Source organism: Streptomyces sp. NPDC096136, from assembly GCF_044763325.1.
Classification (GTDB): domain Bacteria; phylum Actinomycetota; class Actinomycetes; order Streptomycetales; family Streptomycetaceae; genus Streptomyces.
Genome location: NZ_JBIWFZ010000004.1, coordinates 276,937 through 297,603, shown reverse-complemented (window position 1 = coordinate 297,603; position 20,667 = coordinate 276,937). Strand labels below are relative to the sequence as shown.

The window sequence follows — 20,667 nt, the reverse complement described above, 5'->3', positions numbered from 1 at the left end:
AGACTCGCGGCGATGGACATATCAGGGGCGAGGATCCGGGGGCTGCGGGCCGCGCTGTTCAGCGCGCTCGTCGTGCTGCTCTCGGCGGGCTCCCACGTGCTCCTGTCCCGGGTGCCGCTGCCGCCCGCGCTGATCGGCGGCGCCTTCGCCGGGGTCTTCGCGATCGCCTACTCCCTGGCCGGCCGCGAGCGGGGCTTCGGGCCGATCGCCGGGCTGCTGGTCCCGCTGGAGCTGGCGGCCGACACGGTCTTCACCGCCGGGCAGCGCGTCTGCTACGGCCCCGCCGGCGGGCCGGTCTCCGGGCCGCTGCACGCGCTGGGCCTGGACGGGCTCTGCGGCGGGACCCCGGTGGGCGGGCGGCTGGCCGAGGTGGCCGGGCCCGCCGGCGATCCGGCCGCGCTGCTGGCCGCCCCCGGGCCGTGGACGCCCTGGCTGCTGCTCGGCGCCCACGTCGGCGTCGGGCTGCTCGCCGCCGCCTGGCTGCGCCGCGGCGAGCGGGCCCTGGTGCGGCTGCTGCGCGCCGTGGCCGCCTTCGCCTTCCGGCCGCTGCTGCTGGCCGCCGCCTCGGCGGCGGCCGGGCCCGGCCGGGCCCGGCGGGCGCTGCGCCCGCCGCTTCCGGGCACGGCGGCCCGCACCCGCTTCCCCGCGCACTCCGTGGGCCGGCGGGGACCTCCCGTACGGACGGCGCTCGCGAGCGCCTGACCGTACGCAGGACAGTCCCCTCCCACCCACCTCCCACGGAGATCACCATGAGTTCCCGCAACAGCCAGCAGAACAAGGCCGCCGCCCGCGAGAAGCTGCGCGTCGAGCGCGAGAAGCAGGCGAAGAAGGACAAGGCCCGCCGCCAGGTGTTCGTGGCCGGCGGCGTCGTCGCCGCCCTCGCCCTGGCCGGCGGCGTCGGCTACGCGGTCGTGCAGTCCAACCAGCCCGGCTACTGGGAGAAGGCCGCCACGGCCACGCTGGTCAAGCCGAAGAACACCGAGGGCGAGGACGGCCTGACCGTGGTCATCGGCAAGCCCGAGGCGAAGAAGACCCTGGAGCTCTACGAGGACCCGCGCTGCCCGGCGTGCGCCGCCTTCGAGCAGTCGGTCGGCGAGCAGGTCAAGAAGGACGTGGACGCGGGCAAGTTCAAGCTCCACTACTACGGCGCCACCTTCATCGACAACGGCGCCAAGGGCGAGGGCTCGAAGAACGCGCTGAGCGCCCTGGGCGCGGCGCTGAACGTGAGCCCGCAGGCCTTCCTCGACTACAAGGCCGCCCTCTACTCCAAGGCGCTGCACCCCGACGAGCGGGTCGACAGCTTCGCCAAGGACGACTACCTGCTGAAGGTCGCGGACACGGTCCCGGCCCTCAAGGGCAACGCCGAGTTCAAGAAGGCCGTCGAGGACGGCACCTACGACCGGTGGGCGATGGACATGTCGAAGGCCTTCGACAAGTCCGGCGTGACGGGCACCCCGACGCTGAAGATGGACGGCAAGAAGATCGACACCCCGGCCACCCCGGAGGCGTTCACCGCGGCGATCGACAAGGCGCTCGCGGGCTGACCGGCCGGCAGGCGGGCCCTTCCTCCGCATTACCGCCGATAACGGGCGGGCGAACTCCCAAAGTTCGCCCGCCCGTTGTCGTTCAGTGACTGTTCCCGGCCACATACCGATCAGTAATATGACCACCCGTGACCAGTCATCTCACCCCCCTTTCCCCTGCGGCGGATTCCGCCGCGGGCGCGGCGCACCCGCGCCGCCGCACGGTCGTCCTGGCCGCCGCCGCCACGGCGGCCCTGGCGCCGATCGCCCTGGGCGCCACCACCGCCCGGGCGGCCGGGTCCGCCCCCGCCTTCCTGCACGGCGTCGCCTCCGGCGACCCGCTGCCCGACGGCATCCTGCTGTGGACGCGCGTCACCCCCGCCCCCGAGGCCGTCCCCGGCTCCGGCCTGGGCCCGGACACCGCGGTGGGCTGGGAGGTGGCCGAGGACAAGGCCTTCTCCCGCGTGGTCGCGCGCGGCTCCGCCACCGCGAGCGCCGCCTCCGACCACACCGTCAAGGTGGACGTGCGCGGCCTGCGCCCGCACACCCCGTACTGGTACCGCTTCACCGCCGGCGCCACCGTCTCCCCGGTCGCCCGCACCCTGACCGCCCCCGCGGCCGACGCGAGCACCGCCGGCGTGCGCTTCGGCGTGGTCTCCTGCTCCAACTGGGAGTCCGGCTACTTCTCGGCGTACCGGCACCTGGCCGCCCGCACCGACCTGGACGCGGTCCTGCACCTGGGCGACTACATCTACGAGTACCAGACCGGCGAGTACCCGGCGGCCAAGTACGTCGTACGCCAGCACGAGCCGAAGAACGAGATCATCACGCTGGCCGACTACCGCACCCGGCACGGCCAGTACAAGACGGACCGCGACGCCCAGGCGCTGCACGCGGCCCACCCCATCGTGGCCATCTGGGACGACCACGAGTTCGCCGACAACGCCTGGTCCGGCGGCGCCACCAACCACACCCCGGCGACCGAGGGCGACTGGGCGGCCCGCGCGGCCGCCGCCAAGCAGGCGTACTTCGAGTGGATGCCGGTGCGCGCCTCCATCGCGGGTACCGTGTACCGTCGCCTGCGCTTCGGCAACCTGGCCGACCTGCACCTGCTGGACCTGCGCTCCTTCCGCTCGGAGCAGGCCAAGGCCGGCAGCGGTGCGGTGGACGACCCGGAGCGCACCATCACCGGGCGGGCGCAGCTGGACTGGCTGAAGGCCGGCCTGGCGGGCTCCACGGCCGCCTGGAAGCTGGTCGGCACCTCGGTGATGATCTCGCCGGTGGCCTTCGGCTCGCTCCCCGCGCACCTGCTCCAGCCCCTGACGCACCTGCTGGGCCTGCCCGAGGGCGGCCTCGCGGTCAACACGGACCAGTGGGACGGCTACACGGACGATCGCAAGGAGCTCCTGGGCCACTTGAAGGACCGGAACATCAAGAACACGGTGTTCCTGACCGGCGACATCCACATGGCCTGGGCGAACGACGTCCCGGTGAACATGGCGACCTACCCCGGTTCGGGCACGGTGGCGACCGAGTTCGTGGTGACCTCGGTGACCTCGGACAACATAGACGACACGCTCCACGTGCTGCCGCACACGGTCTCCCTGGTGGCGGAATCGGCCATCAAGGCCGCGAACTGGCATGTGAAGTGGCTGGACATGGACTCGCACGGCTACGGTGTGCTGGACGTGACGGCCGAGCGCTCACAGATGGACTACTACGTGGTCTCGGACAAGCGGCGCCAGGACGCGACCTCGTCCTGGGCCCGTTCGTACCGCACCCTGAACGGCACGCAGAAGGTGGAGCGGGTCGACCAGCCCGTCCGCTGATCTTCCTGACATACCGTCAAATCTCTTGCGCAACGGGGCTCCTGGTGCAGACCAGGAGCCCCGGATGTACCCCAGGCAACAAATCTTTAACTTCCGGGTACTTGCGAAGTGAATGACATGCACACATAAACTTCCGGCCAGCGTGAGGAAATACCTCACCCCCCACCACGCTTGCCGAGGAGTCACCGTGCGCGCTGTTGCCCGCATATCCCCCCTTCTCCGCCGCCGCCTCATGGGTACGGCCGTCCTGGCCTCCACCCTGGCGTTCGCCCCGCTGACGGCCCCCACCTCCGTCGCCGCGGCCCCCAAGACCGGCGCCGAGGCCTGTGCCGAGCAGGGCTCCGCCCCTGCCAACGCCCGTGTCGCGAAGCCCAAGGACAACCACGCGGCCGAGCCCAACGAGCTGTCCGAGGCCCAGACCAAGGCCATGGACGCGGACCTGACGAAGAAGCTCAGCCAGATGCAGCTGTCGCCGCAGCAGGTCTACGGCGCCCGCGAAGGCATCAGCTCCGTGGCGGCCGCCACCACCATCCCGGTGTACGTCCACGTGATCACGAACGGCACCCAGGGCAAGCTGACCGCCACGGACATCACCAACCAGATCAACGTCCTCAACGCCGCCTACAGCGGCAAGGGCAACGGCAACGTCGACTCCGGCTACCAGTTCTCCCTGGCCGGCACGGACTACACCGACAACGCCACCTGGTACAACGTCTCCGACGGCACCCAGGCCGAGACGGACATGAAGAACGCCCTGCGCAAGGGCGGCAAGAACGCGCTCAACCTCTACACCGCCAACCTCGGCGGCGGCCTGCTCGGCTGGGCGACCTTCCCGAGCTCCTACGCCTCCGCCCCGAAGATGGACGGCGTGGTCATCCTCAACTCCTCGCTGCCCGGCGGCTCCTCCGCCAACTACAACGAGGGCGACACCGCCACCCACGAGGTCGGCCACTGGATGGGCCTGTACCACACCTTCCAGGGCGGCTGCTCGGGCAGTGGCGACTCCGTCTCCGACACCCCGGCCGAGAAGAGCGCGGCCTTCGAGTGCCCGACCGGCCGTGACTCCTGCACCACCAAGGCCGGTGTGGACCCGATCCACAACTTCATGGACTACACGTACGACTCCTGCATGTACCAGTTCACCGCCGGCCAGGTGTCGCGCATGAAGAGCATGTGGAGCGCCTACCGCGCCTGATCGCGCGCACCGCTCCGCACACGACAGGGCCCGGCGCTCCCAGCGCCGGGCCCTGTCCCGTTCCCGCGTCCCCTACAGGCTGTCGAGGAACGCCAGCGCGATCCGCCAGACCTCCCCGGCGGCGTCCGCGTCGTAGTCGTCCAGGTCCGGGTCCGTGAACAGGTGCCCGGCACCCGGATAGCTGTGGATCTCCACGTCGGCCCCGGCCCGCCGCATCCTCAGGTACCAGGCGGTCAGCCAGTCGTGCGTCTCGAAGGGGTCCGGGTCCGCCATGTGCAGCTGCACCGGCAGTTCGTCGGCCGAGGCGCCGTCCTCCAGGTCCGCCGTGCCGTGCAGGAGCAGCAGCCCGCGCGCCTTGTCGTCGGCCAGCGCCAGGTGCTGGGCGACGGAGCCGCCGAAGTCGAAACCGGCGTAGACCAGGCCCTGGTCGGAGAAGGGCGCCGAAGCCAGCACCGCCCGCTTGAGCAGCTCGTCGCGGCCCACCTCCTCCAGGTGGGCCACGCCCTCCTCGAACGTCTCGAACGTACGGCCCTCGAAGAGGTCGGGCACCTGGACCCGGTGTCCGGCGGCGCGCAGCCGGTCGGCCGCCGCGTGCACCGCGGGCCGCAGCCCGTACGTCGAGTGGAAGAGCATGATGTTCATGGGTCCCATCGTGCCATTGCCCGGCGAAGGGGGGAGTCCGGCGGCGCCCGGTGGATAGGTTCTCCCGCATGGAGATGGAGAACGTCCTGCGTCCCGCCGCCGCCGTCTGCGCCGCACTGCTCCTCACCCTGCTCGCCGGCCGGCTCCTCGACCTGCTGCTGCGCCGGGCCGACGCCCGGCACCCCGAGACCCCGCTGTGGGGGCTGCTGCGCCGCTGCGTCCCGCCCTTCCGGCTCGTCCTGGCCACGGCCGCGTTCCAGGCCGCGTACCGGCCGGCGCACGTCCTGCCCGCCCACGCGGGCGCCGTGGGCCACGTCCTGACCCTGGTGCAGATCGCCTCGACGGCCTGGCTGCTCGTCCGCATCGCCACCGCGGTCGTCGACTCCGCCTGCGCCCGCTACGCCGCCTCCGCGCCGGACGACGCGCGGGTGCGGCGGGTGCGCACCCAGGTCGCGCTGATCCAGCGGGTGCTCACCGCCGTGGCCGTCGTGGTGGCCGCCGCCGCGATGCTGCTGACCTTCCCCGCGATGCGCACCCTCGGCGCCTCGGTGCTGGCCTCGGCCGGCGTCCTCGGCATCGTGGCCGGCATCGCCGCCCAGGCCTCCCTCGGGAACCTCTTCGCCGGGCTGCAGATCGCCTTCGGCGACACCGTGCGCATCGGGGACACGGTGGTCGTGGACAAGGAGTGGGGCACCGTCGAGGAGATCACCCTGACCTTCCTCGTGGTCCGCACCTGGGACGAGCGCCGCATCACGATGCCGGTCTCGTACTTCACGAGCAAGCCGCACGAGAACTGGTCCCGCGGCGGCTCCCAGATCACCGGGACGGTGCTGTGGCACCTGGACCACTCGGCGCCGGTCGCCCTGATGCGGGACAAGCTCGCGGAGCTCCTCAAGGACATCCCCGAATGGGACGGCCGCACCGGCGGCCTGGCCGTGACGGACACCACACCCAGCACGATCGTGGTCCGCGCCGTGGTCACCGCCAAGGACGCCGGCGACCTGTGGACCCTGCGGTGCGCGGTCCGCGAGCAGCTGATCGCCTGGCTGGCGGCCGAGCACCCGCACACCCTCCCCCGCGCCACCCCGCCGGAGCCCGCCCCGGACCGCAGCCCCTAGGCGCTCCGCAGACTGCGGACGTCCAGGTGCCGCAGCACCCGGTCGACGATCTCCGGGTCGGCACCCGGCTCGCTGCGGGCCGAGAGCACCTCGTGGCGGGCGGCGGACATCATCTCCCGCTGGATCCGCTGGACCTGCCGGATCCGCTCCACGCGCTTCGCGTACGCCTCCCGCCGCTCCTCGTCGACCAGGTCGGGGCTGATCCTCGCCCCCACGTCGTACGCGCGCCGGTACAGGACCTCGACCAGGTCCTCCGGGAGCTCCTCGACCTCCTCGATCTCCCTGAGCCGCCGCTTCGCCGCCTTCGCCGCGCGCAGCGCGAGCGCCCGCTCGGTGTCCCGTTCGGCGTCCGTGTCGGCCTCCACGCCCAGCCGCCGCACCAGCCAGGGCAGGGTCAGCCCCTGGAACACCAGGGTGGCCATGATCACGGCGAAGGCGGTGAAGATGATCTCGTCCCGGTCCGGGAAGGGGTCCCCGGCGTCCGTCCTGAGCGGGATGGCCAGGGCCAGCGCCACCGAGGCCACCCCCCGCATCCCCGCCCACCACATCACCACGCTCTCCCGCCAGCTCAGCGGGATCTCCTCGTCGTAGTCGCGCCGGCCGTGGAGCTTCTTCGCCAGCCAGCCCGCCGGCAGCAGCCACGCCAGCCGCACGGCGACCACCACGACGACCACGGCGGCGGCCCATCCGGCCATCTGCCACTCGCGGCCCTTCGCGACGCCGAAGACGTTGTGCAGCTCCAGCCCGATCAGCCCGAAGGCCACGCCGGTGACGAGGACGTCGATGACCTCCCAGAAGGTGTGCCCGGCCAGGCGCCCCAGCACGTCATCGGCGTCGGTGGCGTACTCGGCGAGGAACAGGGCGGTGGTCAGGACGGCCAGCACCCCCGACCCCTGGAGCTCCTCGGCCACCACGTACGAGACGAACGGCACCAGCAGTGTCAGGCCGATCTGGAGGGTGGCGTCGCCGAGCCGGTCCATCAGCCGGTTCGTGGCCCAGCCGAGCGCGAGCCCGACGGCCACGGCGACCACCGCGGACAGGACGAACTCTCCGAGCGCGGCGGGCCAGGAGAAGCTGCCGCTCACCGCGGCGGCGATGGCGACGTGGTAGAGGACGATCGCGGTGACGTCGTTGAAGAGCCCCTCGCCCTCCAGGATCGACACCATCCGGCGCGGCATCCCGAGCGACCCGGCCACCGCGGTGGCCGCGACGGGGTCGGGCGGGGCCACGAGCGCGCCGAGCGCGACGGCCGCCGCGACGGGCAGCCCGGGGACCACGGCGTTCGCGACGGCGGCCACGGCGGCGGTGGTCACGAAGACCAGGGCCACGGCCAGCAGCAGGATCGGCCGGACGTTGGCCGCGAACTGCCGCCAGGAGGTGCGCTGCGCGGAGGCGTACAGCAGGGGCGGCAGCAGCAGGGGGAGGATGTACTCGGGCGGGATGTCCACGTTGGGCACGGCCGGCACCAGCGCCAGCACGACCCCGCCGAGGGTCATCAGCACGGGGGCGGGCAGCCCCAGCCGGTCCCCGAGCGGGACGGTGACGACGGCCCCGAGCAGCAGCACGAAGAGCAGAGCGAGCTGATCCACCCGCTACACCCTGCCAGGAGGCCGCGCCGCACCCGGGGATTTGGGCCCCCGCCCCGCAGGGCCGCCTACTGGCTCTCGGCCCGGATCACGTCCAGGGCGTGCTGGAGGTCCGCCGGGTAGCCGCTCTCGAACTCCACCCACTGGCCGTCGGCCGGGTGCTCGAAGCCCAGCCGCACGGCGTGCAGCCACTGGCGGGTGAGGCCGAGGCGCTTGGCGACGGTCGGGTCGGCCCCGTAGGTCAGGTCGCCCACGCACGGGTGCCGGTGCGCGGACATGTGCACGCGGATCTGGTGCGTGCGCCCCGTCTCCAGCTTGATGTCCAGCAGCGACGCCGCCCGGAACGCCTCGATCAGGTCGTAGTGGGTGACCGAGGCCTTGCCGTCCTGGGTCACCGCCCACTTGTAGTCCGCGTTGGGGTGGCGCCCGATCGGCGCGTCGATGGTGCCGCTCATGGGGTCCGGGTGGCCCTGGACCAGCGCGTGGTACCGCTTGTCCACGACGCGCTCGCGGAACTGGTTCTTCAGCGAGGTGTAGGCGCGCTCCGACTTGGCCACGGCCATCAGGCCGGACGTGCCGACGTCGAGGCGGTGCACGATGCCCTGGCGCTCGGACGCGCCCGAGGTGGAGATCCGGTAGCCGGCCGCGGCGAGGCCGCCGATGACGGTGGTGCCGGTCCAGCCGGGGCTCGGGTGGGCCGCGACGCCCACCGGCTTCATGATGACCACGATGTCGTCGTCGTCGTGGACGATCTCCATGCCCGGGACCGGCTCGGCCACCAGCTCGACCGGCCGCGGCGGGGCGGGCATCTCGACCTCGAGCCAGGCGCCGCCGTGGACGCGCTCGGACTTGCCGACGACGCTGCCGTCGACCGAGACCTTCCCCTCCGAGGCCAGTTCGGCCGCCTTCGTCCGGGAAAAACCGAACATACGGGCGATGGCGGCGTCGACGCGCTCGCCTTCCAGGCCATCGGGAACGGGCAGGGTGCGGATCTCGGGAATCGTACTCACCCGTCGAGTATGCAGGACTCGGCGGAAGACCATTCCCGCGCGAGCCCCGCCCTCAGTCCTTGTGGACGGTGCCGTCCGGGTCCAGGCCCCTGAAGGAGAGCAGGACGATCAGGATGCCGCCGCACACGATCGCCGAGTCGGCGAGGTTGAAGACGGCGAAGTGGGCCGGCGCGATGAAGTCGACCACCGCGCCCCGGAACACGCCCGGCGAGCGGAAGATCCGGTCGGTCAGGTTGCCCAGCGCGCCGCCCAGCAGCAGCCCCAGGGCGATCGCCCACGGCAGGCTGTACAGCTTGCGGGCCAGCCGGATGATGACCACGATCACGGTCGCCGCGATCACGGTGAAGATGATCGTGAAGGCCTCGCCGAAGCCGAAGGCCGCGCCGGGGTTGCGGATGGCGTCGAACTTCAGCAGGTTCCCGACGATCTCGATCGGCGGCTGGTGCTCCAGCCGGGCCACGACCAGCATCTTGCTGCCGAGGTCGAGGAGGTACGCCAGCACCGCCACGACGAGCAGCGCCGTGATCCGCCTGCGCCCGCGGGGCGCGGCGGGCTCCGACTGCGGCTCGGCGTCGTCCCCGACCTCCGGCGTACCGATGATGCGCTCCGCCTCTGCCACGTGAGTCCCTCGAACTAGCCCGATCCCGACGAGACACGAGAGTACGTCAGGGTGCGTAGGTCCTGGCTAGTGCCGTCGCTCCTGCCTCTGCTTGCAGTCCACGCACAGCGTGGCGCGCGGGAAGGCCTGCATGCGCGCCTTGCCGATGGGCTTGCCGCAGTTCTCGCAGAGCCCGTACGTGCCCGCCTCCAGCCGTTCCAGGGCCCGCTCGGTCTGCTCCAGCATGGAGGTGGCGTTCGCGGCGAGGGCCAGCTCGGACTCCCGCGTGATGTTCTTGGTGCCGGTGTCGGCCTGGTCGTCGCCCGCGCCGTCGCCCGAGTCCCGCATCAGGCCCGAGATGGCCATCTCGGAGGCCTCCAGCTCCACGCGCAGCCGCATCACCTCGGAGAGCAGCTCCGTACGGGCCTCCGCGACCTCCTCGGCGGTCCAGGGCTCCTCCCCGGGGCGTACGGCGAGCTCGCCGGGGGTGGCGGCCGCGGGGCCGCCCGCCGTGTCCTCGGCCGTCTTGCGGGCCGCGCCCGCGGTCTTCTTCGCAACCACTTTCCGAGCTCCCGTCTTCCGCGCGGCCGGGGCCGCCCCGTCGACCTCCGCCGGGGCCTTCTCGGCCGGAGTGTTCCCGGCGGCCGTCTTCTTCGCCGCCGTCTTCTTCGCCGCCGTCTTCTTCGCGGGGGCCCGCCCGGCCGTGTCCTTCGCGGCCGCCGCCTCCTTCGCGGCCGTCCCGGCCGCCGCCTTCCTCGCCGCGGGCTTCCCGGCGGCCGCCCTCCCGGCCGGGGCCTCCTTCGCGGCTGCCTTCCCCGCCGGGGCCGCCTTCGCGGCGGCGGCCTTCTTCGCCGGGGCCGCCTTCCTCGCCGGGGCCTTCTTCTCCTCCGGAGCGGCCCGCTCGGCGGCAGCCGTGGAGCCCGGCACCGCAGCCACCTCCCGTGTCGCCGTCTTCTTCGCCACCATGGCCGCGGCCCCTTTTCACCGGATGTGGCCTTTTTAGCCAAATCGTGCCGGAACGATAAATCGCCTCCGACCCCACGGCAACGGGGCACGCGTCCATCGAGGTCAACCTGCATCCGTTGTGCCCAGCGGGAGCCCCCGTAATCCGCCCCGCCCGCCCCGGCGGGTCCCCGGCCCGCCCGTCGGGCCGTCCGGGTCACGCCGCGGCCCCTCCCGCGACCCGCCGCGCCCCGCCGTAAACCGGTCTGCCGAGCCGCGCCCCGGCCCGTACACTGGGCGCAGCGAGAGGCATGGATGGGGACGAGTAGCGTCGGACGCAGCCAGGAGCGACCCGGGGACGGTGAGAGCCCGGGGGCGAGCGCGACGTGAAGGATCACCCCGGAGCCGCCGGAAGAAAGCCCGCACGGGGTTCCCGTCGGGCCGGTAGAACCGGCTTCGCACCCCAATGAGGGGGCCGCCGGACCCGTCCGGAGGCCAAGGAGGGTGGTACCGCGGGAGCAGCAGACGCTCTCGTCCCTCCGGACGGAAGTGACACACCCGCCGGAGGAAGAGTTCAGCCTCATGACCACACCGCCGCAGTACCGCCCGGTACCCGCCCAGGTCGACCTGCCCGCCCTCGAACACGCCGTCCTCGACTTCTGGCGCGAGAGCAAGACCTTCGCCAAGACGCTGGAGCAGTCCGAGGGACGCCCCGAGTGGGTCTTCTACGAGGGCCCGCCCACCGCGAACGGCATGCCCGGCGCCCACCACATCGAGGCCCGCGTCTTCAAGGACGTCTTCCCCCGCTTCCGCACCATGCGCGGCTACCACGTGGCCCGCAAGGCCGGCTGGGACTGCCACGGCCTGCCGGTCGAGCTCGCCGTCGAGAAGGAGCTCGGCTTCAACGGCAAGCAGGACATCGAGGCGTACGGCATCGCCGAGTTCAACGCCAAGTGCCGTGAGTCCGTGACCCGCCACACCGACGCGTTCACCGAGCTCACGACCCGCATGGGCTACTGGGTCGACCTGGACGACGCGTACCGGACCATGGACCCCGAGTACGTGGAATCGGTGTGGTGGTCGCTGAGGGAGATCTTCAACAAGGGCCTGCTGGTCCAGGACCACCGCGTCGCCCCCTGGTGCCCGCGCTGCGGCACCGGCCTCTCGGACCACGAGCTGGCGCAGGGCTACGAGACCGTCGTCGACCCCTCCGTCTACGTCCGCTTCCCGCTGACCTCCGGCCCCCTCGCCGGCGAGGCGGCCCTGGTCGTGTGGACCACCACCCCGTGGACCCTGGTCTCCAACACCGCCGTCGCGGCCCACCCCGAGGTCACGTACGTCGTCGCCACGGACGGCAACGAGAAGCTGGTCGTCGCCCAGCCGCTGCTGGAGAAGGCGCTCGGCGAGGGCTGGGAGGCCACCGGCGAGAGCTTCACGGGCAAGGAGATGGAGCGCTGGACCTACGAGCGCCCCTTCGCCCTCGTCGAGTTCCCCGAGCCCGAGGCCGCGCACTACGTGGTCAACGCCGAGTACGTCACCACCGAGGACGGCACCGGTCTGGTCCACCAGGCCCCGGCCTTCGGCGCCGACGACCTCGCGGTCTGCCGCTCGTACGGCATGCCGGTCGTGAACCCGGTCCGCGCCGACGGCACCTTCGAGGAGGAGGTCCCGCTCGTCGGCGGCGTCTTCTTCAAGAAGGCCGACGAGAAGCTGACCGCCGACCTCGACGCGCGCGGCCTGCTCTTCAAGCACATCGCCTACGAGCACAGCTACCCGCACTGCTGGCGCTGCCACACGGCCCTGCTCTACTACGCGCAGCCGTCCTGGTACATCCGCACCACCGCCGTCAAGGACGCGATGCTGCGGGAGAACGAGAAGACCAACTGGTTCCCGGACTCGGTCAAGCAGGGCCGCTTCGGCGACTGGCTGAACAACAACATCGACTGGGCGCTCTCCCGCAACCGCTACTGGGGCACCCCGCTGCCGATCTGGCGCTGCGAGGAGGACCACCTCACCTGCGTCGGCTCGCGCGCCGAGCTGAGCGAGCTGTCCGGGCAGGACCACTCCGCCCTGGACCCGCACCGCCCGTACATCGACGACGTGACCTTCGCGTGCACCGCCGAGGGCTGCGGCCTGACCGCCGTCCGCGTCCCGGAGGTCATCGACGCCTGGTACGACTCGGGCTCGATGCCGTTCGCGCAGTGGGGCTACCCGTACAAGAACAAGGAGATCTTCGAGAAGCGCTACCCGGCGCAGTTCATCTCGGAGGCGATCGACCAGACCCGCGGGTGGTTCTACACCCTGATGGCGGTCGGCACCCTGGTCTTCGACAAGTCCTCCTACGAGAACGTGGTCTGCCTGGGCCACATCCTCGCCGAGGACGGCCGCAAGATGTCCAAGCACCTCGGCAACATCCTCCAGCCGATCCCGCTCATGGACCAGCACGGCGCGGACGCGGTGCGCTGGTTCATGGCGGCCGGCGGCTCCCCGTGGGCGGCGCGGCGCGTGGGCCACGGCACGATCCAGGAGGTCGTCCGCAAGACGCTCCTCACGTACTGGAACACGGTGGCCTTCCAGGCCCTGTACGCGCGGACGTCCGGCTGGGCCCCCTCGGAGGCCGACCCGGCGCCGGCGGACCGCACGGTGCTGGACAAGTGGCTGCTGTCCGAGCTGAACACCCTCGTCTCCGAGGTCACGGAGGCGATGGAGTCGTACGACACCCAGCGCGCCGGCAAGCTGCTGTCCGCCTTCGTCGACGACCTGTCCAACTGGTACGTGCGCCGCTCGCGCCGCCGGTTCTGGCAGGGCGACAAGGCGGCGCTGCGCACGCTGCACGAGGTCGTCGAGACGGTCACCCGGCTCATGGCCCCGCTGACCCCCTTCATCACGGAGCGGGTCTGGCAGGACATGGTCGTCCCGGTCACGCCGGGGGCCCCGGAGTCGGTGCACCTGTCCACGTGGCCGGCGGCGGACGCCTCCGCGATCGACCCGACGCTCTCCCAGCAGATGCTGCTGGTCCGCCGCCTGGTGGAGCTGGGCCGGGCCACGCGCGCCGAGTCGGGCGTCAAGACCCGCCAGCCCCTGTCGCGGGCGCTGGTCGGCGCGGTCGGCTTCGACGCGCTGTCGCCGGAGCTCCAGGCCCAGATCACGGAGGAGCTGAACGTCTCCTCGCTGGCCTCCCTCTCCGAGGTGGGCGGCTCCCTGGTGGACACGACGGCGAAGGCCAACTTCCGGGCGCTGGGCAAGCGGTTCGGCAAGGGCGTGCAGGACGTGGCGAAGGCGGTGGCCGCGGCCGACGCCGCCGCCCTGTCCCTCTCGCTGCGCTCCGGCTCGGCGGTCGTGACGGTGAACGGCGAGGAGGTGACCCTCACCCCGGAGGAGGTCATCATCACCGAGACCCCGCGCGAGGGCTGGTCGGTGGCCTCGGACTCCGGTGCCACGGTCGCGCTCGACCTGGAGATCACCCCGGAGCTGCGGCTGGCGGGCCTGGCCCGTGACGCGATCCGGCTGATCCAGGAGGCCCGCAAGAACTCCGGCCTCGACGTGGCGGACCGCATCGCCCTCCGCTGGTCGTCCACGTCCGAGGAGGTCGTCACGGCCCTCACGGACCACGCGGCCCTGATCGCGGACGAGGTCCTCGCGACGGACTTCGCCTCCGGAGAGGCCGACGCCTCGTACGGCGCCCCGTTCGAGGACGAGCCCCTGTCCCTGACGTTCCGCCTCCGCAAGGCGTAGCCCTCCGGCCCACCGAAGCGGCGCCCTCCCCGTGCGGGGGGCGCCGCTTTCGTGTCGTCTCCCCTCCCCGCCCTTCCACCGTTCCCGCCTCAATCGCCGGCGGGGCCGGTTCCAGCCCCGCCGGCGATTGAGGCGCGGGGGTCTGGGGGCGGAGCCGGCGCCGCGGGCACCCGCACCCCCGGGAACGGAAACGGGCCGGGCCCGGTGCCCCCTCAGGGGAACCGGGCCCGGCCCGTAGAGACTGCCGACGGCTACGTCAGTTGTCGTCCTCGTCGATCAGGAAGCCCCGCATGGGAGACGGCGCCTGCTGCATCGGCTGCGGCGCGGCCGGCCGCACCGGAGCCATCGGCTGCGTCATCGCCGGGGACATCTGCTGCTGCCCGCCGTAGGACGGACCACCGCTCATCGGGGAGGGGCCGCCCATGGGGGACGGGCCGCCCATCGGGGACGGGCCACCCATGCCCATGGCGCCGGCCGGAGCCATCGACGGGGACGGCGACGGCGGCAGGGCCGGGCCGGCCGGGGTGCGCGGCGGGGCCAGCGAGTCGTCGGCCTGGGTCTCCAGCTGGCGCAGCTGCGACTCCAGGTAGGACTTCAGACGCGTACGGTACTCGCGCTCGAAGCCCCGCAGGTCCTCGACCTTGCGCTCCAGCGTGGCGCGGGCGGACTCCAGGGAGCCCATCGCGACGCGGTGCTTCTCCTGGGCGTCCCGCTCCAGCGCGTCGGCCTTGGCGCGGGCGTCCCGCTCCAGGCCCTCGGCGCGGGAACGCGCCTCGCCGACGATCTTGTTGGCCTCGGAGCGGGCCTCCGCGATCGCCTGGTCGGCGGTCTGCTGCGCGAGCGACAGGACGCGGGCGGCGCTGTCGCCACCGGGGCCCTGCTGCGGCAGCTGCGGCTGCTGCATGGGCTGCATCTGCTGGCCCATCGGCTGCATCTGCTGCCCCATGGGCTGCATCTGCTGGCCCATGGGCTGGCCGAGCTGGTTCTGGCCGCCCATCGACTGCTGCTGCATCTGCTGCGGCATGGGCTGCTGGCCCATCTGCTGCTGCGGCGCCATCGGGTGCTGGCCACCCATGGACTGCTGCTGCATGGGGCCGCCCATCGGGCCCGGACCCTGCGGTCCGTGTCCGCCGGGGCCCGGGGGAAGCTGGGGCTGGCCGCCCGGCAGCTGGGGCTGGCCGCCCGGGAGCTGCGGCGGACCCATCTGCGGCTGCTGCGGCTGCGGCGGGCCGGATATGGCCGCGGGCACGGGGGCACCCGGGCCTCGCTGGTCCTGGGGCTCCGGCTTGCGCATGTTCGCCTGCTGCTGGCTCTGCGCGGCGGCTCGCGTGGCGGCGGCCAGCTTCGCGCGCAGGTCCTCGTTCTCGCGCAGCAGGCGCGTCAGCTCGGCCTCGACCTCGTCGAGGAAGGCATCGACCTCGTCCTCGTCATAGCCTTCTCGCAGGCGGACGGTCGTGAACTGCTTGTTCCGCACGTCCTCGGGAGTCAGCGGCATGTCTTCTTCACCTCTACGTAGTCGTCGGCAGTCGGCAGGACCGTATCGGGACTGTCCCCGCAGGCACGGGGGAGCTCATCGTTCACACGCTTCTCGCAGCGGTGCTCACGAAGCTGATGAGGATGTAAACGATGATCATCAGAACGAAGAAGGACAGGTCGAGCGCCACGCCCCCGAGACGCAACGGCGGGATGAACCGCCGCAGGAGTTTGAGCGGTGGATCGGTGACAGTGTAGGTGGCCTCCAGAACGACCACCATCGCCTTGCCGGGTGTCCATGAACGTGCGAACTGGAACACGTAGTCCATGACCAGTCGGAAGATCAGCACGATGAGGAAGCACATCAGCGCGATGTAGACCACCTGCAGTGCGACGCCCATCCCGCGCTTCCCTCTCCCCTGCTCCCGCTCTGTTCCCGGCCCCGTATCTGACGGATCGGTCTAGCTTTGGTTGAAGAACCCGCCCTCCGCGATGCGGGCCTTGTCCTCCGCCGTGACATCGACGTTAGCAGGCGACAGCAGGAACACCTTCTGTGTCACGCGTTCAATACTGCCGTGCAGACCGAAGACGAGGCCGGCCGCGAAGTCGACCAGACGCTTCGCGTCGGTGTCGTCCATCTCCGTGAGATTCATGATCACCGGGGTGCCCTCACGGAAGTGTTCCCCGATGGTACGGGCCTCGTTGTAGGTCCGGGGGTGCAGCGTCGTGATGCGGTACGGCTCCCGCTCGGAGACGACCTTGGGCATGATCACGGGGGCGTTCTTCTCCAGGTTGGTGCGGTCAGGTGTGATGGATGCCACGGGGGCAATTCGCGCAGGACGTCCGTTTTCTGACGGAATTGGGAGGGGTTCGCGCGGCGCCGGCGGCTGCACTGCTCGTACCGGTTCGTCCGTTACGGGCGATTGGTGCACGGGCTGCTGTCGCCGGTCCCTCTCCCGGGGGCGCTCGGGCTCCGGCTCGGGCTCGAATTCGTCATCGGGGTCGTACCCCGGGTTGTCGTACCGGTCGTCCTCCACGAGGCCGAGGTAGACCGCCATCTTGCGCATCGCGCCGGCCATTCTCCGAGTCCTCCGCTCTGTGGTGGATCGCCCTGTCGCAGGTGTCGCTGTGTCACCAAAGTCACCAACTGCCCGCGATCCACGTGGTCTGTCCGCTCATCTGCGGAAATGACCATATTTTCTGCTGTGGTCCGACTTTCTTCGCGACGTTACCCGAGCCGGGGTCTCGCGCCGAGTACCGCAGTGCCGACGCGCACATGTGTCGCACCGGCCAGTACGGCCTGTTCCAGGTCGGCGCTCATTCCTGCCGACACCATCGTGGCAGCCGGATGGTCCGCCCGCAGGCCGGATGACAATTCCATCATCCGCTCGAAGGCGGCCCGTTCGCGTCCCGCGTAGCGGCCGGCGAGGGGTGCGACGGTCATGAGGCCGTCGATCCGCAGCCCCGGCGCCCCGGCGACGAGATCCGCCAACTCGGCCATCTGCTCCGGCGCGGCACCGCCCCGGGTCCCGCGCTCCCCCGACTCGGCGTCGAGGGCGATCTGCACGAGGCAGCCGATCTCCCGCCCCTGCGCCACTGCGGCGGCCGAGAGCGCCGTGACGAGCCTCGGCCGGTCGACCGACTGCACCACCTGCGCGTATCCCGCCACGGAACGGACCTTGTTCGTCTGCAACTGGCCCACGAAGTGCCAGTTCAGGGACAGATCCGCGCAGGCCGCAGCCTTGGGAGCGGCATCCTGGTCGCGGTTTTCCGCCACATGACGGACGCCCAGGTCCGCCAGGAGGCGTACGTCGGTCGCCGGGTAGGTCTTGGTGACCACGATGAGGGTCACCTCGTCCCGGGGGCGGCCGGCCGCCGCGCAGGCGGAGGCGATCCGCTCCTCCACCCGCGCGAGGTTCTCGGCGAGCTCGGCCTTACGATCCGTCATCAGTCAGTCCAACCAGACATATCCGGCAAGCCGCCCGGTCACCCGGTCGCGGCGGTACGAGAAGTGGTCCCGCGACTCCAGTGTGCAGACCGGGGAGCGGTGTCCCTGCGCCACCCCCGCCTCCGCGAGCTGCGCGTGCACCCCGGCGACCACGTCGACGGCCGGCGTCCCCCAGCTGGTCTCGGCCCACGCGGCCGGCACCACCCCGGCGACCGCCTCCCGCATCTCGGCCGGCACCTCGTAGCAGCGCCCGCAGACGGCGGGGCCGGTACGGGCGACGATGCGCGCGGGGTCGGCGCCGAGGGCCACCATCGCCTCGACGGCGGCGGGCACCACCCCGGCCACCAGCCCGGGCCGCCCGGCGTGGGCGGCTCCGGCGACCCCGGCGACGGGGTCGGCCAGCAGCACGGGGGTGCAGTCGGCGGTGAGCACGGCGAGGGCGAGGCCCCGACGGGCGGTCACCACCGCGTCCACCGAGGGGATGTCCGCGGCGGAGCCCCAGGGCCCGTCGACCACGGCCACGTCCCGCCCGTGCACCTGGTTCATCCAGACCACCAGGTCCGGGTCGATGCCCAGCTCCTTCGCGGCGGCCGCCCGGTTCGCGCGAACGGCGGCCGGGTCGTCGCCGACCGCGCCGCCGAGATTGAGCTCCTCGTACGGAACGGCGCTCACCCCGCCCCACCGGTCGGTGAAGGCGAAGTGGGCGCCGCTCTCGTGATGCTGCTCCAGCGTCACTTCAAGAAGTCCGGAACGTCCAGCTCTTCGGCCGGGCTGTCCTGGTAGGGCCGGGCCGTCGGGACCTGCGGCGGGGCCGGCGCGGTCTCGACCGGGATCTCGACCGGGGCCGGGGGCTCCTCGCGGGGCGTCACGGTGCCGAGTCCGCCGAAGGCCGGGCGGACCGGCTCGGGGGCGCGGACCGGCGCGGGGGCCGGCTCCTCGCGCTTGGTGGACGCGGCGCCGATGACGTTGTCCCGGCGGGCCGGGGGCTGGCCGCCGTCGAAGCCGGCCGCGATGACCGTGACCCGGACCTCGTCGCCCAGGGCGTCGTCGATGACGGCGCCGAAGATGATGTTGGCCTCGGGGTGCGCGGCCTCGCTCACCAGCTGCGCGGCCTCGTTGATCTCGAAGAGACCGAGGTCCGAGCCGCCGGAGATGGAGAGCAGCACGCCGCGGGCGCCGTCGATGGACGCCTCCAGCAGCGGCGAGGAGATCGCCATCTCGGCCGCGGCCACGGCGCGGTCGTCGCCGCGGGCGGAGCCGATGCCCATCAGGGCCGAGCCGGCCTCGGACATCACGGACTTGACGTCGGCGAAGTCGAGGTTGATCAGGCCCGGGGTGGTGATCAGGTCGGTGATGCCCTGGACGCCGCTGAGCAGCACCTGGTCGGCCGACTTGAAGGCGTCGAGCACCGAGACCTGGCGGTCCGAGATGGACAGCAGGCGGTCGTTGGGGATGACGATGAGGGTGTCGACCTCTTCGCGGAGCTCGGCGATGCCGTCCTCCGCCTGGTTCGCGCGGCGCCGGCCCTCGAAGGTGAACGGGCGGGTGACCACGCCGATCGTCAGGGCGCCCAGCGAGCGCGCGATGTTGGCGACGACGGGCGCGCCGCCCGTGCCGGTGCCGCCGCCCTCGCCGGCGGTGACGAAGACCATGTCGGCCCCCTTGAGGACCTCCTCGATCTCCTCGCGGTGGTCCTCTGCCGCCTTGCGGCCGACGGCCGGGTTGGCTCCGGCGCCGAGGCCCCGGGTGAGTTCGCGGCCGACGTCGAGCTTGACGTCGGCGTCGCTCATCAACAGCGCCTGGGCGTCCGTGTTGATGGCGATGAACTCGACGCCCTTGAGACCGACCTCGATCATTCGGTTGATGGCATTGACACCACCGCCGCCGACACCGATGACCTTGATGACTGCGAGGTAGTTCTGCGGTGCTGCCACGTCGAAGGCCTCTCGCCTCGAGTTACGTGTCGCCGCCTCGCAGGCCTGCGGTGCGACGACTGATGCCGAAATGTGGGACGGTCCGCTACGCGCCGACCCGAACCCTAACCCTGAAGTTTAGGGTTAGGAGTGTGTCTGTTCCTTGGACTCTTCCGAACAGGACACTAAGTCGACAAGTAGCGCGTGTTCAACGAACACGCCGAACCTCCCGTTTTTCTTTTCACCCTATGTGATCACCCGTATCGGTGGCCAACCAGGGTGCGTCGGTGCTCGACCCGACGTCAACTCCCGGACACCGCCGGGGCCGTGGGAACGCTCACGTCGAAGTGCTCGGCCCTGGGCGCGGCTTTCAGCAGGGCGGTCAGCGCCCGGCCTTTGGCCTCACCCAGTTCGCCGCTCCCCCACACCACGGTGCGGCCCTTCGTCAGCTCCAGCACGACCGAGTCGAACGACCCCACCTTGACCTGCAACGTCTCCTTCGCGACTGCGTCGGGAAGGCTTCCCGCGATGCCCACCGCCTCCCGCAGCAGCCGCTCCTCGTCGAAGCGGCGCGCGCTCGGCGACCGGTCCGCGGCCATTTCGAGGAGCGGAACGCCGACGGGTGCTTTCGCAACCGTGTCGAACCGCGCACCCGTCGCGTCCACTTCGATGAAGTCCGTGCCCTTTTTGATGAGCAGGACCGGTTTGCGTTCCGTCACTTTCAGCCCGATCCCGTGCGGCCAGGCCCGCACCACATCGACCGAATCGATGCGGGACAGCCGGGCGCGCACCCGGCCGGCGATCTCGTCGGTGTCCACGCTGACCAGCGGGGCGCCGACGGGCACGGCCGCGGCGGACAGGACCTGCTCGGGGGTGAGCACCTCGGTGCCGGATGCCGTGACCTTCTCCACACGCAGCCAGGAGGACCCGTAGAGGGCCCAGGCGGCGCCCCCGGCGAGCAGCGCCGCCGCCGCGAGGGTCACCAGCAGGCGGACCCGGCGCGGCCTCCCGCCGCCGAACCGGCGCGGGCCGGCGCCCTTCGGCGACTTGGGCGGCCGGGGCGGCTTGGGCGCTCCCGCACCCCTGCCGCCCTTGCCCGCCCGGCCGGACGGTCCGCGTCGTGCCGTCGTCGCTCCGGCCACTGATGCGCCTCCT

At 71.8% G+C, this 20,667-nt stretch carries 19 protein-coding genes; 7 read left to right on the top strand and 12 right to left on the bottom strand.

What is annotated here, in order from left to right; genetic code table 11:
* Positions 1-12 precede the first annotated feature (12 nt).
* The 4 genes from ACIRBY_RS10540 (at position 13) to ACIRBY_RS10525 (ending at position 4,547) form a co-directional block, all read left to right on the top strand.
* Positions 13-702: a hypothetical protein gene (locus tag ACIRBY_RS10540; RefSeq protein ID WP_403898934.1), complete on the top strand. Its 690-nt coding sequence runs from the start codon at positions 13-15 to the stop codon at positions 700-702.
* 47 nt (positions 703-749) lie between these two features.
* Positions 750-1,544 carry a DsbA family protein gene (locus tag ACIRBY_RS10535; RefSeq protein ID WP_403898931.1) on the top strand — a complete coding sequence of 265 codons (795 nt, stop codon included), beginning with the start codon at positions 750-752 and terminating at the stop codon, positions 1,542-1,544.
* Between the two features lie 128 nt (positions 1,545-1,672).
* On the top strand, positions 1,673-3,352 hold the full coding sequence (locus tag ACIRBY_RS10530; RefSeq protein ID WP_403898928.1) for an alkaline phosphatase D family protein: 1,680 nt from the start codon (positions 1,673-1,675) through the stop codon (positions 3,350-3,352).
* A 232-nt stretch (positions 3,353-3,584) separates the two neighbouring features.
* Entirely contained in the window at positions 3,585-4,547 is a 963-nt protein-coding gene (locus tag ACIRBY_RS10525) for a zinc metalloprotease (RefSeq protein ID WP_403899588.1), read from the top strand.
* Between the two features lie 72 nt (positions 4,548-4,619).
* Here the strand turns inward: ACIRBY_RS10525 and ACIRBY_RS10520 are convergent, their stop codons facing one another.
* Positions 4,620-5,198 (bottom strand): dienelactone hydrolase family protein, encoded by a 579-nt coding sequence (locus ACIRBY_RS10520; protein WP_403898925.1) that lies wholly within the window; start codon positions 5,196-5,198, stop codon positions 4,620-4,622.
* Positions 5,199-5,263: 65 nt separating this feature from the next.
* Here ACIRBY_RS10520 and ACIRBY_RS10515 point away from each other — a divergent pair, with 65 nt between their 5' ends.
* Entirely contained in the window at positions 5,264-6,307 is a 1,044-nt protein-coding gene (locus ACIRBY_RS10515) for a mechanosensitive ion channel family protein (RefSeq protein ID WP_403899585.1), read from the top strand.
* Here ACIRBY_RS10515 and ACIRBY_RS10510 read toward each other — a convergent pair.
* The 4 genes from ACIRBY_RS10510 to ACIRBY_RS10495 form a co-directional block, all read right to left on the bottom strand.
* Complete coding sequence (locus ACIRBY_RS10510) at positions 6,304-7,896, bottom strand: Na+/H+ antiporter (protein WP_403898922.1); 1,593 nt, start codon at positions 7,894-7,896, stop codon at positions 6,304-6,306. The genes ACIRBY_RS10515 and ACIRBY_RS10510 overlap by 4 nt on opposite strands.
* Before the next feature lie 65 nt (positions 7,897-7,961).
* Positions 7,962-8,903 (bottom strand): RluA family pseudouridine synthase, encoded by a 942-nt coding sequence (locus ACIRBY_RS10505; protein ID WP_403898919.1) that lies wholly within the window; start codon positions 8,901-8,903, stop codon positions 7,962-7,964.
* 52 nt (positions 8,904-8,955) lie between these two features.
* Positions 8,956-9,522 carry a signal peptidase II gene (gene lspA, locus ACIRBY_RS10500; RefSeq protein ID WP_403898916.1) on the bottom strand — a complete coding sequence of 189 codons (567 nt, stop codon included), beginning with the start codon at positions 9,520-9,522 and terminating at the stop codon, positions 8,956-8,958.
* 66 nt (positions 9,523-9,588) lie between these two features.
* Positions 9,589-10,062, bottom strand: a complete 474-nt coding sequence (locus tag ACIRBY_RS10495) for a TraR/DksA family transcriptional regulator (RefSeq protein WP_403898913.1) — start codon at positions 10,060-10,062, stop codon at positions 9,589-9,591.
* Positions 10,063-10,132: 70 nt separating this feature from the next.
* On the opposite strand from ACIRBY_RS10495, the gene ACIRBY_RS10490 reads away from it, so the two are divergent.
* Together ACIRBY_RS10490 and ileS are read left to right on the top strand one after the other, a co-directional pair.
* On the top strand, positions 10,133-10,504 hold the full coding sequence (locus ACIRBY_RS10490) for a hypothetical protein (protein ID WP_403898910.1): 372 nt from the start codon (positions 10,133-10,135) through the stop codon (positions 10,502-10,504).
* Between the two features lie 521 nt (positions 10,505-11,025).
* Entirely contained in the window at positions 11,026-14,178 is a 3,153-nt protein-coding gene (gene ileS / locus ACIRBY_RS10485) for an isoleucine--tRNA ligase (RefSeq protein WP_403898907.1), read from the top strand.
* A 256-nt stretch (positions 14,179-14,434) separates the two neighbouring features.
* Here ileS and ACIRBY_RS10480 read toward each other — a convergent pair whose 3' ends face one another.
* From ACIRBY_RS10480 to ACIRBY_RS10450, 7 genes are all read right to left on the bottom strand, one after another.
* The gene (locus ACIRBY_RS10480) at positions 14,435-15,673 is read right to left on the bottom strand and encodes a DivIVA domain-containing protein (RefSeq protein WP_042809000.1); all 1,239 of its coding nucleotides are present in this window, start codon (positions 15,671-15,673) and stop codon (positions 14,435-14,437) included.
* An 82-nt stretch (positions 15,674-15,755) separates the two neighbouring features.
* Positions 15,756-16,052 carry a YggT family protein gene (locus tag ACIRBY_RS10475; protein WP_030155988.1) on the bottom strand — a complete coding sequence of 99 codons (297 nt, stop codon included), beginning with the start codon at positions 16,050-16,052 and terminating at the stop codon, positions 15,756-15,758.
* 60 nt (positions 16,053-16,112) lie between these two features.
* Positions 16,113-16,730 (bottom strand): cell division protein SepF, encoded by a 618-nt coding sequence (locus ACIRBY_RS10470; protein WP_042809001.1) that lies wholly within the window; start codon positions 16,728-16,730, stop codon positions 16,113-16,115.
* Between the two features lie 149 nt (positions 16,731-16,879).
* Positions 16,880-17,599 carry a YggS family pyridoxal phosphate-dependent enzyme gene (locus ACIRBY_RS10465; protein ID WP_403898902.1) on the bottom strand — a complete coding sequence of 240 codons (720 nt, stop codon included), beginning with the start codon at positions 17,597-17,599 and terminating at the stop codon, positions 16,880-16,882.
* 3 nt (positions 17,600-17,602) lie between these two features.
* On the bottom strand, positions 17,603-18,334 hold the full coding sequence (pgeF, locus tag ACIRBY_RS10460; RefSeq protein WP_403898899.1) for a peptidoglycan editing factor PgeF: 732 nt from the start codon (positions 18,332-18,334) through the stop codon (positions 17,603-17,605).
* Positions 18,331-19,533 carry a cell division protein FtsZ gene (ftsZ, locus tag ACIRBY_RS10455; RefSeq protein ID WP_007263607.1) on the bottom strand — a complete coding sequence of 401 codons (1,203 nt, stop codon included), beginning with the start codon at positions 19,531-19,533 and terminating at the stop codon, positions 18,331-18,333. The genes pgeF and ftsZ overlap by 4 nt, the downstream gene beginning before the upstream one ends.
* Before the next feature lie 281 nt (positions 19,534-19,814).
* Positions 19,815-20,654: a cell division protein FtsQ/DivIB gene (locus tag ACIRBY_RS10450; protein WP_403898895.1), complete on the bottom strand. Its 840-nt coding sequence runs from the start codon at positions 20,652-20,654 to the stop codon at positions 19,815-19,817.
* Between the last annotated feature and the right edge of the window lie 13 nt (positions 20,655-20,667).

Bases quoted from the DNA above. Each gene is read 5' to 3' on its own strand.
- ACIRBY_RS10540 (WP_403898934.1), top strand. From the start codon at position 13: ATGGACATATCAGGGGCGAGGATCCGGGGGCTGCGGGCCGCGCTGTTC.
- ACIRBY_RS10535 (WP_403898931.1), top strand. From the start codon at position 750: ATGAGTTCCCGCAACAGCCAGCAGAACAAGGCCGCCGCCCGCGAGAAG.
- ACIRBY_RS10525 (WP_403899588.1), top strand. From the start codon at position 3,585: ATGGGTACGGCCGTCCTGGCCTCCACCCTGGCGTTCGCCCCGCTGACG.
- ACIRBY_RS10520 (WP_403898925.1), bottom strand. From the start codon at position 5,198: ATGGGACCCATGAACATCATGCTCTTCCACTCGACGTACGGGCTGCGG.
- ACIRBY_RS10515 (WP_403899585.1), top strand. From the start codon at position 5,264: ATGGAGAACGTCCTGCGTCCCGCCGCCGCCGTCTGCGCCGCACTGCTC.
- ileS (WP_403898907.1), top strand. From the start codon at position 11,026: ATGACCACACCGCCGCAGTACCGCCCGGTACCCGCCCAGGTCGACCTG.
- ACIRBY_RS10480 (WP_042809000.1), bottom strand. From the start codon at position 15,673: ATGCCGCTGACTCCCGAGGACGTGCGGAACAAGCAGTTCACGACCGTC.
- ACIRBY_RS10475 (WP_030155988.1), bottom strand. From the start codon at position 16,052: ATGGGCGTCGCACTGCAGGTGGTCTACATCGCGCTGATGTGCTTCCTC.
- ACIRBY_RS10470 (WP_042809001.1), bottom strand. From the start codon at position 16,730: ATGGCCGGCGCGATGCGCAAGATGGCGGTCTACCTCGGCCTCGTGGAG.
- ACIRBY_RS10465 (WP_403898902.1), bottom strand. From the start codon at position 17,599: ATGACGGATCGTAAGGCCGAGCTCGCCGAGAACCTCGCGCGGGTGGAG.